The sequence below is a fragment of the Lachnoclostridium phocaeense genome (assembly GCF_959599685.1).
GTDB classification, from domain to species: domain Bacteria; phylum Bacillota; class Clostridia; order Lachnospirales; family Lachnospiraceae; genus Claveliimonas; species Claveliimonas monacensis.
Map to the genome: position 1 here is coordinate 137,351 of NZ_CAUGIN010000005.1, position 14,177 is coordinate 151,527.

Consider the following 14,177-nt stretch of genomic DNA (forward strand, 5'->3'; position numbering starts at 1 on the left):
CCGGCTGTATATCTTTTTTAGTATGCACGTCCGTCGATGATCTCCTGTGTGATCACTGTAACTGCATAGTCGCCTTCTTCCTCAAGGCTGTTTGTAGCTGTAACGCTTGCTACTGTGTCGTCATATGCGAAGATCTCTTCGTCTACGTAGTTGAGCTTCTCAACTTCTTCGCCAGCCTCGAGAGCTTTGATGAGCTCCTCTGCACGAGGTCCGTGAAGCGGATTACACTCTACGTCACATACGATCTTTCCTGCCAGTGTGTCAGTAAGACCTGCGTTTGTTGTATCGAAGGAGATAACAAGGATCTCACCGTTTGCGATATCTGTTCCTACTGTCTTTCCAGCTGCCTCGATAGCATCGATTGCGCCGAATGCTTCGTTATCATTCTCGCAGTATACTACGTTGATGTTGTCGTACTGTTTCAGCATGGACTCCATAACTTCCTGTCCTTTAGCCTGTGTAAACTCACCGCACTGCTGAGCTACAAGGTTCCATCCGTACTTCTCAACGCCTTCCTCAAGACCCTGTGTACGTCCGATCTGAGCTGTGGATCCCATTGTTCCCTGGATGTGAGCGATATTCAGCTCGCTTGCATCCCATCCCTTAGCTGTAGCGTAAGCGTTCAGCCACTCAGCTGCCTTGCGTCCTTCCAGCAGGGAGTCTGTACCGATCCATGTTGTGTACAGATCATCATTTGATACATCTACCATACGGTCAACGATGATAACCGGGATATCTGCGTCATATGCTTCCTGGAGAACTGTGTCCCATCCGGACTCTGTAACAGGTGCCAGAAGTATGTAGTCAACTTCCTGCTGGATGAAGTTACGGATAGCTGTGATCTGGTTCTCCTGTTTCTGCTGTGCATCGTCAAAGATCAGCTCATATCCGTCCTCCTCTGTAAATGTCTCCTGCATGGACTCTGTGTTGGCTGTACGCCAGTCAGACTCAGCACCAACCTGTGAGAAGCCGACTGTGATCACATCACTGCTGCCGCTGTCCTCTCCGCTGTCTGAAGATGAATCTCCACTGCTGCTGCTTCCGCATCCTGCAACCATGGCTGCTGTCATAGCAACGCACAGAAGCATGCTCACTACACGCTTTTTCATATTTTTGTTCCTCCTTTTTCTTTATAGGGGATGATCCCTCCCCTTAATTTGTATGTATATAATAGCAAGAAAAAAGAAAGAAGGATACAGAATATCCTCCTTACTTTGTAATTTTTTTTACGAAATTGTAAACATTTTATGAATATTTGGGTGTTTTTTTATGATTTTTGTTCGATTATTTTTGCCGGTATAATAATTACCGCCTCAGTTCCTCTGTTTTCCTCGCTCTCAAAGAAAATTCCGTACTCTTCGCCGTAATATCTGTGAATTCTCTGATTCACATTGCCAAGGCCGAACCCCTGCTTTCCGCCGTCCTCGCAGCCGGCAATATATCTGCGCAGCCGGGCCAGCTCCTGCTCTGTCATCCCCTTTCCATTGTCTATCACTTTCAGAAGGATCTTGTTTCCCTCCAGCTTCCCCTCGATCAGGATCGTGCCGCCGCCTCTCTTCTTTTTTATGCCATGGTAGAGCGCATTCTCTACCAGCGGCTGCAGCGTCAGCTTGGGGACTGTGTAGTCCATGATTTCCTCGTCCATCTCTATCCTGTAATCCATGATATCCTGGTACCGGAACTGCTGGATCTGCAGGTAGCTTTCCACATGGCGTTTTTCTTCTTCCAGAGTAATATAGTCCTTGCCTTTACTGAGTGTGGTCCGGAAAAACTCTGACAGATAGCTGGTCATCTTGACCACTTCCTCGTCCCTGCCGGACTCTGCCAGCCAGACAATGGTGTCAAGCGTGTTGTACAGAAAATGAGGATTAATCTGTGCCTGGAGAAGTTTGGACTCCATGTTCCTTATATTTGCCTGCTCCTCCTTGATCCTCTCTACCAGCCGCCCGATCTCCACCGTCATATCGTTAAAGTTGTCTGCCAGCACCGCGATCTCATCCTTGCTCTCCACATCGCTTCTGACTGTAAAATCTCCTTTGGCCACCAGCTTTGACGCCTCGCACAGTTTTCTGACAGGCTGCACCACACTTCTCTGGGTAAAAATGGAGATAATGGTCGTGAGGACAGCCACCACGCACACGATCAGGATACTGCTCTGCAGCGTCTTTCTGGTATTTTCCACCAGCTCCTCTTTTATAGCCGTAAAACTTGCATTTTCGTCATTGATGTAATTCTGGATGTTTACCTGGACCAGGTCTGTCAGGCTCCGCACGTCCTCCAGCAGGTCCTCATTCTCGTCATAGTGTCCCCCCTCGTCCATGTTTTCCTCGATCTCCTCTATGATCCTCTCGAGGGAGTTCAGCGTATTGTCTATCCTCTCCGGCAGATACCGGTTGCTGTTCACCGTGGCGATATCCGACATCTCCGCGCATGCTGCCCGCATTTCTTCTATATAATCATAGGGGTAGACAAGTTCCACTCCCCCCACGGAATAGATGCCCTCCCGCAGCTCGCTGATGGGTTTATCCCAGATGATCGCGTAGTAGATGCTGTAGTCCATCCGCTCCTTGAACTCGGTCACGTACTTGCTGGCATAGTTCACACTGTTGGCCACCCGGTCAAAGGCCTGCACGGTAGTGTACTGGGTGTACAGAAGATAGCCTATGAGTGCTGTCAGGGGAATAAAGCAGGACAGCACGATCAGGAAGATCCTTGAGCGGAGCGAAAGGCCATTTTTCTTCTTTTTCTTTTCCTCTTCCATGCTACAGATCACCTCTTCTTGCGCGGTACTCCTTCGGCGAACATCCCTGGGTCTTTTTGAAGATGAAGCTAAAATAATGGGAATCCTTGTATCCCACATCAAAGCCGATCTCCGATGTCTTCTTGTTGGAGCACATGAGCATCTCTTTTGCCTTTTCCATCCGTATATCTGTCAGATACTCCACAAACGTCTGCCCTGTCTCCTGGCTGAAAATGGAGCTGAAGTAGCTGGAGCTCATACCCACGCTGGCCGCCACACTGCCAAGAGATATCTCATCCGACATGTACTGGGTCTGCATATAATTTTTTGCCGCCTCAATGATATCTTTGTATCTGTTTCCCGACGTCTCGTCCCGGAGCTTTAAGATACCGCTGATCAGACTGTTGACATAGGCCAGCATGTCCTCTACAGAGTGTATATGGTCAGCCACTTTTCTGATATCCCCGCTCTCCTTCTCGATCTCCTCCTCTGAAACACCGATCTCTTCTCCAAAAGAGACAAGGCTGATGTAGAGGTCCATCATCACGTACTGCCTCATCATCATGGACTGGACATTCTCTCCCAGGATCTCCTCAAAGTAAGTCTTCACAAAACTCTCTGTCTCTTCCGCGGTCCCGTTCCGCAGGAACTTGCCGATGAGCCTTCTATTCTCCTGCATAGAGCCCAGCCCCTTCACGTCGGGCTCTTCTTTATTTCTTCCGTGCAGCTCCTCCCACGTCAGGATCTGGTTTGTCTCCGCCACAAATCTTCCCGCAAAAGCCCTGTCCGCCTCCCGGAAAGAGTCCCGCAGCTCCCTGAGCCTGGAGACGCCGATGCCGATCCCCCCGAAGTACTCTGCCTCCTGGAATTTTTCCATGGTTTTCTTCAATTCTGCCTTGCACGTCTCGATCAGTTCTCCCAGCGCCCTCTCATCTTCTGCCAGCAGGAGGAAGGCCCAGCCTTTGACATCCCGCTGGAAGCAGTACACGCCGGGCAGCTTTTCCATGCAGGCCCCGGCCTCCATGTAGGCGGATACGAGCTGCTGCTGCAGATCCGGCACCCCGTAATTGGTCAGCTTAAAGAGGATAAAATTGTACATACCGGCGCTTAGGTCCATCCCAAGCCGCTTGCCCTCATCCAGGATGTCCGTCATAGACATGTTCTCCGTCAGTATTTCCGTGAGAAATATTTGTTTCTCATATATGATGTTTCCCTGGAGATCCTCCTCAAACTTATTCAGGAGCTCTCTTTCTTCTCTCTCCCTCTCTATCTTTATGGCCACTTCTCCCACTGCCTTCAGGAGCTCTCCCGAAGAGATCGGCTTCAGTAAATAGTTGGTGATACCGATCTCGATCCCTTTCTGTGCAAACTCAAAGTCATTGTACCCGCTCAGGACAATAATCTTGATATCCGGAAGTTTCTTCTTCACCGCAGCGCTGAGCTCCAGGCCGTCCATAAAAGGCATCTTAATATCCGTCAGCAGGATATCCGGTTTCTCTTTGAGGATAAGGGGATAAGCAAGCTCACCGTCCCCGGCTTCTCCCACAAACTCATATCCCTCCCGTTCCCAGTCTATACTGTTCTTGATACCATCACGGATAATCACTTCATCTTCAACAAGAAATATTTTTATCATATCGTCCTCACTACTTAAAGAAATATTAAAGAAACAATTCCACTGTTTTTATTAAATCATTTCCCGCGCTTATTTTCAATACGAATACTCTCCATTTTCCTCAAACGCTCCTTGTAAAAGAAGAGCTCTAACTCCATAGACAATCCCTGTCTATATTGTTAAAGCTCTTCCAGTCAGCCATTAACTTTGTTTTCTTTTTTTCCTGTACAGAATGACTCCTACAACAGTAAGCGATAATACCAGAGCTGCTGTAGCTGGCAGAACTGAAGCATCATCTCCAGTCTTTGCCGCTTTATCCGCCGGGGAATTACCATTAGAATTGGATGTGTCTGGCGGAGCTGTGGCATCTCCATTCCCCGTATTTCCATTATTGCTGTCTCCATTACCAGAATCTGTCTCTGTTTTAACCAGGTTATTCACAGCCTGTTTCAATGCATCCAGGGCCGCATCAACCGCTTCTTGATCGGCACTGTCATCGGCGAGTACACTCTGTGCATTTTTAAGTGCTTCCTGGAAATTCTCCCAAGACTCAGCTGTGTAGTCCTCCTGAACAAGCTGAACTGCATTGTCAACCGCATCTTGGAGCTCAGATTTGTCTGGCATCTCCGGTTGCTGCGCCGCCTCGAGAAGAAGGAGTTCAATATAGTCAAGATCCGCCGCCGCAAGGGAAGCGCTCTTCCCGATCACAATCGTATTTTCTCCTTGCTCCAGGCTGATTTCCATCTCATATCCGGCCCAGTTATCGGGGCAAATACTTCCTGATGCATTTGCATTGAAATTGGCCACATTCTTATCTACTGCATCGGCGCCATTGACCTGCACGGACAATCCGGCTCCGTCTGTCCCTGCCGCCGCACCAATATACAGTTTATATGTCCCTGCCGTATCCACATTAACACTGAATGTAACCTGATCGCCTACCGCGGCAAATCCTGTCACTTTTCCTCCGGCGGATGAGTTGTACGTTTCTTCTGTCCTCACACTGCCGGAAAGCTGTGCATCTTCCGCCTCATATCTTATGTATGTATTTACCGGCGTGCCGGAAGGCCAGTTGACCTTTCCATTGTACTCGATCGCGTTTCCGATATACGGAGTACCATCCTCGTTCCAGTAAATCCTCTGGGTCCTCACTCCTCTTCCATTCCAGCCTTCTCCGGAATTTCTTGTGGCATGATATACCATATAGTCCTGCGTTCCGTCTGGCGATGACACGAAGCAGGCATGTCCTGTGGAATATGTTGTGGAATTATTCTTTTCAAAAATAGGCTGATCCGCTTTAGTCCAAGACTCCTTTTCCATCGGGTCGGCCCCATCCTTTAATGTAAGGCATCCCAGACAGTAATAATCTGACCAGCTTCCGCTTGCAGAATATACGATGTTCACTGTTCCATCCGGTGAAACTGCAATTTGCGGGCCTTCATTAATTGTCGGTGTTCCTCCCTGCTTCTCCCAGCTGTACTCTGGCATTGACAGTTCCACTCTTTCTCCCGAAATCGTCCACGGGTTATCCATTTTGGCAATATAGATCCTCTGATCCACATTCTCATCACCTTCCCATCCTGACCAGATGGCATAAAGCTGTCCATCATATTCCAGAACAGTCTGATCTATCGCCCATTTATCTGTTTCAGGAGCCATCTTGCCTTTAAATACATAGCTGCCCTGTGCATCTGATGTCTCGCTTTCCAGCACATACATCCGGTGATTGCTTCCCGCTCCTGCCGTATAATAAATATACCACTTTCCATCAATATAATGCATCTCCGGCGCCCACATTTCCGCACTCGGCTCATCTCCTGACGGCGCATATACCTGGATCGGTTCTACCTGTCCAATTCTGCTCAGCTCTTCCGACTTGGATACCCATATGGACCTGTCCTGATTAACCCTTATATAATAGTAATAACCATCCTGGAAAGTTACAAACGGGTCCGCGCCAAAGTTTACAAGCGGATTAGTAAACGTCTCCCCGCCATAAAAGCGTATTGTATAATCCATCACAAAATCAGGATCCTGATTGGATGTTACCCGGATATATGCCTCTGGCCGATCCTCTGAAGCCTGGGTAATTTCAATGCTGAACTTATCCTGATTCTCTTCACCTGCAAAGGCCTCTACTTCCGGAATATCTGACAAATCCTCTACATCCACATCATAATCTGAAATTTCCTCCGAAAACTCTTCTAGAAGCTCCCCTCCTATCTCCACGCTCAAATCCGGATAGGCCGTATAGAATATAATATAATCCAGTTCAGCAAAGCTATTATCTTCTCCAGAATGGGAAATAGTAAATGTATTCTCTCCTTCTTTTAATTCTACTTCCACAGGATACAGCCCCCATATATCCCATCCTTTCGCCTCATATCTTACAATCTGAGCATTCTCCTCATCTCCGTTCACCCAATATCTGTGACCGGGGTTCGGATATTCACCATCTCCGTCCGCAGCAATCTCAATCCTGTATGTCCCATCTTCCGGCGCATTCAGTGTAAAAGTCACTTCTGCGTCGGTGTTGTCGATTGTTCCTACTTTAGCGCCTCCCGATGCGTCGTCCCTTTCCACTACTTTTGCCAAACCGGACAACTGTGCAGATTCCGCCTCTATCTTTTCACTGATACTGCGGTAAGCACCCAGTTCTTCTTCATCTAGCGCCCGGTTATATATTCTGATATTGTCGTAACTTCCCTGGAAATACGGATCATCATAAAAAGATTTGCCGAGGTAGGATTTCAAATTTTCTCCCAACTCTGTAATATTTCTCACTTTCTGTGTGCCAATCAGTTTGTTGTTCACATAGAAAGACATATCGTGGTCATCCATCACAATCGTGACATTAACCCATTCATTCAGGCATCCATCATCCTGTTCCACATTAAAATTAGTCTCATTCTGCCAGCTCCGGACTGATATGCCCGCCGTAATCTCATTGTCACGGAACCGGAGGAACAAGTACCTGTTCTCGTCCTGTCCTATGTTAAAGTCCACATGATTGGCCTCCGTCGTCTCCGGTTTGACATCCATACTGATCGTCAGCTGGTCTGCTCCGTCAAACAATCCCTGCGGAAGTTCCGCATAAGTCCCCTCTGTTCCATCCAGGTACAAAACATTGCTGTCCTTTTCTTCATCATAGAGGATCTGTGCATTTCCGAAGAGCTGAAGCGCCAGGTCTTCCTCGTTTTCAAAGTCATAAGTTACCGCTGCATCTTCCTGCTCTTCCATTGATGCTAAGTTACCGTCTTCCACTCCATATGCTTCCGTCAGCCTTTCATATTCACTCTGGGTAATGGGGATGATAACTCCATGCTTTCCTCCATCCTGCATGATATATTCTCCGTCAGCCAGAGCTTTTACACTGTTCTCCTGATCCAGATCCGTGGTGGTAAACGGAATGTATCCCCTCGTCTGCCCTCCGTATTCATCCACCATGATGCACCACTCATCGCGATCGTTAAACTTGAACATAGTGGCACCTTCATAACTTCCGGTATAGGACTCCAGGCATCCGTCGGCAGAATTATCTATCTGTTCATAAATGCCGCCCACATTGTTATATACTCTATCCCCGATTTTAACCTGGTTAACCTCATCGCCATAAGCCAGCGGATGATTCTCTGCTGACTGAAGAATAACGTGGGTATTGTCTCCATCTTCCAGTTTCAGAAGCTTATAGTATGTGTTGCCTTCTTTATACAGCGAAGTGTCAATATTGCTGATCGACAGATCATTAAACAGCTCCGGTTCCGTAAAGGTATAAAAATCTCTTGTTTTACACACCCAGTTATACTGTCTTGCATATCCGTCACTCTCCACCTTGCTGGACCAGTAAACCAGATATTCACCTGTCGTCTCATCATAAATCGCTTCCGGCGCCCATGCACATCCCGCCTGTATGGAATCTGCAACTGCAACATTTCGCTCATTTGTCCAGTTAACCAAATCTGTAGATTCCCAGATTGTCAGAGAACGGCTTCCCTGTGTAGACAAAAGATCCCATTGTACATTATCACCGTATTTATAAATATCCTGATCCGTAGCAATAAGATAAAATTTATCTCCCTCTGCCGAACGGATAATATAAGGATCTCTTGTCGCCTGATCCCCCACTGTCGATTCGAGAACAGCATTATTATCATTTAAGGCTGTCCAGTTAAGACCGTCTTCGCTGATGCCGAAAAATATATCCTGCTCACCTTTTACTCCTGCATATTCCTTAAAATGAGCATATAAATATGCCGTGTACTCTTCCTCCTGATCCGGTTTCGCCTTCACGGTTACATTTATTTCACGGCTTGCAGTCTCCCCCTCATACTTTCCGATTACTGTAAGAGTTACATCCGTATCTTCTTCCTGACGCGACACCACTCCTGCCGGCGTATCGTAGTAATCCTCATTTTCTTTTATTTCTGTAGAAATCACGTCTTCATTGTCAGATTCCCAGGTAAGAGCTACTCCATCAATCTCCTCCGGCAATGTAATATTTTCGCGAATATCATTTTGATTTTTAATTTCTACTTTTTCCAGCGCTGCCGCTACAATCTGTGATACCGCATCTTCACTTTCTACTGTGACCTGAATAGTCACTTCCAGAGGAATACTTCCCAGATTTTCTACTCCCTCAGGGAGCACAGCTGTTCCCTTAACACTCAGTACCTGCTCTCCCTCGGCGCTTTCGTCATAAGAAGACGTGTCCCACTCTACATCTGCTGTATAGGAAGTCGTCCCGTCTCCTTTAGACGTGTGTATTCCCACCTGTTCCGGAAGTCCCCACTTGTCCACAGGAGTTCCATTCTCTACAGTGATATCTGAGAGGTCTTCTTTATCAAATTCAATGAAATTGTTCACATCCGATGATCCGGAAGGCAGTGCCTGAGGAGTTACTGTAGGCCCTTTTACTTCCAACACAGTATTACCCTCTTTATCTGTCGTAAACTGTATCCTATCAATGCAAAGCTGCCTTGGCTCAGTAGTTGACAGGTCGTGATGGCTGTGATACACCATAAACATTTCCGTTCCGTCCGGAGAAGTCGTTATACAATGGTGCCCTGTTCCGTGTGCCAATGTATTGGACTGCATAATCGGATTATTGCTGTACTTCGTGTATGGGCCAAGAGGGCTGTCCGCCACGGCGTACCCGGATCCATACTGTGTACTCTCAAAATGAGAGCCGGAATAGGTCAGATAATATTTTCCGTCTTTGACCAGCATAAACGGGCCTTCATTGATATTTCCCATATCCTGGTCCCATCCCTGATCAGCTTGTAAAATCTCCGTCAGAGTTTCCTCCTTGATAGATTTCATATCATCATTCAGCTCAGCGCCCCAAATTACATTTCCGTTAGTAAAACGCACAAAATACATATAGTATTTTCCGGTTGCTTCATCATAAAACACATGTGCATCGATTTCTTTCACATCGCTGTGCATTGGCTCACTTACATCCTGAGTGAATGGGCCCAGAGGAGAATCACTTGTAGCAACACAAATCTGTTCATTCGCCACATAGTACATATAGAAGATACCATCACGCTCAATCGTATCGGGCGCCCAGAAGTTTCCGGTCCCCCAACCATCTCCCTTTTTAAATGCCCAGCCTTTATCTGTCCAATGGACCAAATCTGTAGAAGTGTATACTTTTATACCGTCGTCGTCATTCTCGTCCCCGGCATTTGTACAGTACAGATAATACGTACCATTGTGATAGAGAATATCTGGATCCGCACACATATTCAGGAGAGGATTTGTATAGGACTCTTCTTCTGACAGTTCTGTCTCTGTATATTTTTTTACCACTGCATTTTCGTAAGAAACATGGGAAAGCCAGTTTCTCATTCCAACACTTCCTAACGCATGTGTACTGTCCGTCACATCCAGCTTGGCATAATTTTCACCATTATAGTCCACATAGCACGTAATATGACTGCCGCAAGCTGCCACCATCACATGGTATGTCTCACCGAAATCAACTGTCATATTCTTAGAAGCAATCTCATACCAGTCATTTCCTGAAGATCTTCCAAGTGTCGCTTTTTGATTCTTTGCATCCACGCAAAAATAATAACCGTAGTAGCCGTCAGACACTCCATCCTTCGGCTGAGACACTCTGAATATGATGCCTCCCTGAGAGCTGGATGTATCGCTCAGATCGGCCTGCTTTTCCACTGTTATATCTACTTCGTAAACAAAATCTGTAAATTCTTGATCTTTTGCAACAGCTTTATTCCCTGTCCCTCCGTCGATTCGGATCGTTCCCTCAGAGGCACTCCATGTACCAGGATTATTTCCCGAAAACACATCAAATTCATCGAGACTGGAAAAATTGGGTACATACAGTGTCTCTCCGGTTCCTTCCAGCTGTGCGTCATTGGTCTCATCTACAGCAGCTGAAGCCGGAAGTACATTCATACCAGATAGAAGCAAACCTACTGCAAGAAATAAACTTGTCAGCCTTTTTAATTTTCTCATTCTTTTCCTTCTCCTTCCTAAATATTAGATATCCTTACCTTTTTTTCACTGATGCTTTTGGAAATTATACATGATTGTCAGATTATTAGATACATTATTTTTTTTGACAAACGTTCGATTTTTATCACTAAAAACCAGACCAACTCAGGGTCAAAATCTTCAGGTGAGTTTTCTTTTGAATTAAGTATGTTTTCTTTTGATTGCCGCATACTTTTTTTGATCATACGTATTCTTATCTATTTTTAGACGCGTCCGATTTACCTTTATTCAAATTAAGCGTGCACCATTTCCCGTAACGCAGGAAATAGCACACGCTGATAATATACCTGTTTTTCAGTTCAGAGGATTCATCCTATTTTCTCAACCTTATCACATTCCAGGACGCCCTGTGCAGCCTGCTGGTCATGATCCCGGCATCCAGAGATGATCTCTGCACTTTCTGCGGAAATACAACCTCTCTTCCCGGCCCGTTACACAGTTTCACATCGCTGCTTTCAAGGACAATGTGCTCTATCAGATGATAGCCTTCCATTCCCCTCACATCTGCTACCAGTTCCACATCTTCCTCTGTGTTGCGGTTTACCGCGAAAATAGTCACCTCATCCTTTTCCTCATTATAGACGGCAACACTCTCCACATCCGTCACATTTTCATGCTGTGCCGTGTCGTGCACGCCGGTGCTGATGACCGGCCTGAGTACAGTGCCCCGTCCATATCTGGAGGCGTGCATAAAGGGGTAGAAGATCGTCTGCTTCCACGCCGGTCCCCCGCCCTTCTCTGTCATGATCGGAGCAATGACATTGACAAGCTGCGCCAGACAGGCCATCTTTACTCTGTCTGCATGTTTCAGCAGAGTGATCAGCATCAGCCCCACAAGAAGGGCATCCTCAAAGGTGTAGATATCCTCCAGCAGGGAAGGCGCTGTCTGCCACGGCCTGTTCTCTGTAATGTCCATCTGCTCTTCCTTTGAGTGGAACCATACATTCCACTCGTCAAAGCTCAGATTGATATTTTTCCTTCCTCTCTTCTTCGCCTTCACATAGTCGCATGTGGCAATGACCGTGCGGATAAACTCCTCCATGTCGTCGGATTTGGCCAGGAAATCTGACGTATCATTGGCCTCATTCCCGTAATACTGGTGAAGGGACACATAATCCACATAGTCGTATGTGCGCTCCAGGGTGACCGCTTCCCACTCCGGGAAGGTGTCCATCTCCCGGGAAGAGCTTCCGCAGGAGACAAGCTCAATGCCCGGATCGATCAGCTTCATGGCCTTGGCCGTCTCCTCAGCAAGGCGGGCGTACTCTCCCATGGTCTTGCGCCCCACCTGCCAGTCTCCGTCCATCTCATTTCCAAGGCACCACACCTTGATGTTGTGGGGCTCTTTGATCCCGTGGGAGATGCGCATGTCACTGTATTTTGTCCCGCCCGGATGATTGCAGTACTCCAGGAGGTTACAGGCATCGGCGATCCCTCTGGTGCCCAGGTTTACTGCCATCATGACCTCAGAATTTACCTTCTTCGCCCATTTTGCGAACTCGTTGATCCCCACCTCATTGGGCTCCAGGCTGCGCCACGCCAGTTCCAGCCTCCTGGGCCTTTGTTCCACAGGCCCCACGCTGTCCTCCCACACAAAGCTGGAGACGAAATTCCCTCCCGGATAACGGATAATGGGAACTCCCAGCTCCCGCACAAGACTGATCACATCCCTGCGGAACCCGTCCTCGTCAGACAGCGGGCTTCCCGGCTGGTACAGGCCGTCGTAGACCGCCCTTCCCAGCTGTTCCACAAAAGAGCCGTAGATCCTTTTGTCCACCTCGCCGATCTTAAAATCTTTATCGATCACCATTTTTGCCTGTTTTGCCATCCTGCAGAACCCTCCTTTATCTGCTTTTACAATATTTTTCCCATCTACTCCTGGTCATTGGTCAGCTTCAGCCGGTCAAGGACGTAGAACACAAGGCTTAAAGCCATGCCGGTGATGCAGGCCAGCACCATGCCGGTGAGCTGGATATTTCCGATATTGACCGCAATGCCCGAAAGGCCGGTGACAAAGACCACGCTGGTCAGGGTCAGGTTCCTGGAGCGTCCATAATCCACTCTGGAGTCCACCAGGATGCGGATGCCGGATGCCCCGATCATGCCGTACAGAAGGAAGGAAATCCCCCCTATAACAGGCCCCGGTATGGTCTGGATCAGCATGGACAGCTTGCCCACAAAGGAGCAGATGATAGACAGCACGGCGGCTCCCGCGATGACCCGCACGCTGTACACTTTGGTCACTGCCATGACGCCGATGTTCTCCCCGTAGGTGGTGGTGGGCACGGACCCGATAAGACCGGAGATCATGGTGGACAGGTTGTCCCCCAGAAGGGAGCGGTGAAGTCCCGGATCGCGGAGCAGGTCCCTTCCCACGATCTTGCTGGTGACCACCTGGTGTCCGATGTGCTCCGAGGTGATGACAAGGAGCACCGGCAGGATGATGACAATGGCCTCCACGCTGAATTTGGGCAGCATGAAATGGGGCAGGGCAAAGACAGACGCCTCTGCCACCGGGGCAAAATCCACGATGCCGCACAGGATGGCCGCCACGTACCCTGCTATCACCGCGATCAGGATGGGGATGACCGCCAGGAACTTTCTGAACAGGATATTGCCAAAGACAGCCACGCCCAGGGTGACCGCAAAGACAATGACATTCTTTGGATCAATGGTCTCATCCAGAAGCCCCGCGTTGCTGGCCGCAGAGCTGGAGAGCTCCAGTCCTATGAGGGCCACCACAGGCCCCATGGCCGCCGGAGGCAGCACGATGTCGATCCAGTCGCATCCGAACCTGTAGATGATAAAGGCCAGGATACAGCCGCAGAACCCGACCACCACAAAGCCGCCCAGGGCGTACTCGTAGCCCATCTGGTCGATGATGATGCCGCCGGGAGCCAGAAAGGCAAAGCTGGAGCCCAGATAGGCCGGCGCCTTTCCCTTTGTGATAGCAATAAATAAAAGGGTACCCACTCCGTTCATGAACAGCACAATGGCCGGGCTGATGCCAAACATGAAGGGCACCAGCACAGAGGCGCCGAACATGGCGAACATATGCTGGATGCTTAAGGGTACCAGTAATTTAAGGGGGACCTTGTCCTCCACCTGTATGATCTTTCTTCCTTCCATTCCTTTTCCTCCTCATTGTTCCAACCCACGCATGACGCAGGATGCGCAGGTATAATAACCACATCGTGGTTATTATACCATTCTATCACTCAGAGGAAAAGGGGAACCTCCGCTTACCAATGTCATTTAGTTAAGGCACTGAAATGATAACTCTCTTTTAGGCAGAACTTG

General features: G+C 48.2%; 6 protein-coding genes. All 6 read right to left on the reverse strand.

The window, feature by feature from the left end:
- Nucleotides 1-17 precede the first annotated feature (17 nt).
- The 6 genes from Q5911_RS03895 to uraA all read right to left on the reverse strand — a co-directional run bounded on the left by Q5911_RS03895 (nucleotide 18) and on the right by uraA (nucleotide 14,006).
- On the reverse strand, nucleotides 18-1,109 hold the full coding sequence (locus Q5911_RS03895) for an ABC transporter substrate-binding protein (RefSeq protein WP_303181136.1): 1,092 nt from the start codon (nucleotides 1,107-1,109) through the stop codon (nucleotides 18-20).
- 158 nt (nucleotides 1,110-1,267) lie between these two features.
- A complete protein-coding gene (locus Q5911_RS03900; RefSeq protein ID WP_303181138.1) occupies nucleotides 1,268-2,761 on the reverse strand; it encodes a sensor histidine kinase in 1,494 nt (497 codons plus the stop codon).
- A 1-nt stretch (nucleotide 2,762) separates the two neighbouring features.
- Nucleotides 2,763-4,376, reverse strand: coding sequence for a response regulator (locus Q5911_RS03905; protein ID WP_303181140.1), 1,614 nt, complete (start codon nucleotides 4,374-4,376; stop codon nucleotides 2,763-2,765).
- A 180-nt stretch (nucleotides 4,377-4,556) separates the two neighbouring features.
- Entirely contained in the window at nucleotides 4,557-10,838 is a 6,282-nt protein-coding gene (locus Q5911_RS03910) for a family 43 glycosylhydrolase (protein WP_303181142.1), read from the reverse strand.
- Between the two features lie 352 nt (nucleotides 10,839-11,190).
- Nucleotides 11,191-12,705, reverse strand: coding sequence for an arabinosylfuranosidase ArfA (arfA, locus tag Q5911_RS03915; protein WP_281724728.1), 1,515 nt, complete (start codon nucleotides 12,703-12,705; stop codon nucleotides 11,191-11,193).
- A 44-nt stretch (nucleotides 12,706-12,749) separates the two neighbouring features.
- Entirely contained in the window at nucleotides 12,750-14,006 is a 1,257-nt protein-coding gene (gene uraA / locus Q5911_RS03920; protein ID WP_303181146.1) for a uracil permease, read from the reverse strand.
- Nucleotides 14,007-14,177 lie beyond the last annotated feature (171 nt).

What these genes read in the sequence shown, in the direction of transcription:
- Q5911_RS03895 (WP_303181136.1), bottom strand. Translation starts at nt 1,109, where the DNA reads ATGAAAAAGCGTGTAGTGAGCATGCTTCTGTGCGTTGCTATGACAGCA.
- Q5911_RS03900 (WP_303181138.1), bottom strand. Translation starts at nt 2,761, where the DNA reads ATGGAAGAGGAAAAGAAAAAGAAGAAAAATGGCCTTTCGCTCCGCTCA.
- Q5911_RS03905 (WP_303181140.1), bottom strand. Translation starts at nt 4,376, where the DNA reads ATGATAAAAATATTTCTTGTTGAAGATGAAGTGATTATCCGTGATGGT.
- Q5911_RS03910 (WP_303181142.1), bottom strand. Translation starts at nt 10,838, where the DNA reads ATGAGAAAATTAAAAAGGCTGACAAGTTTATTTCTTGCAGTAGGTTTG.
- arfA (WP_281724728.1), bottom strand. Translation starts at nt 12,705, where the DNA reads ATGGCAAAACAGGCAAAAATGGTGATCGATAAAGATTTTAAGATCGGC.
- uraA (WP_303181146.1), bottom strand. Translation starts at nt 14,006, where the DNA reads ATGGAAGGAAGAAAGATCATACAGGTGGAGGACAAGGTCCCCCTTAAA.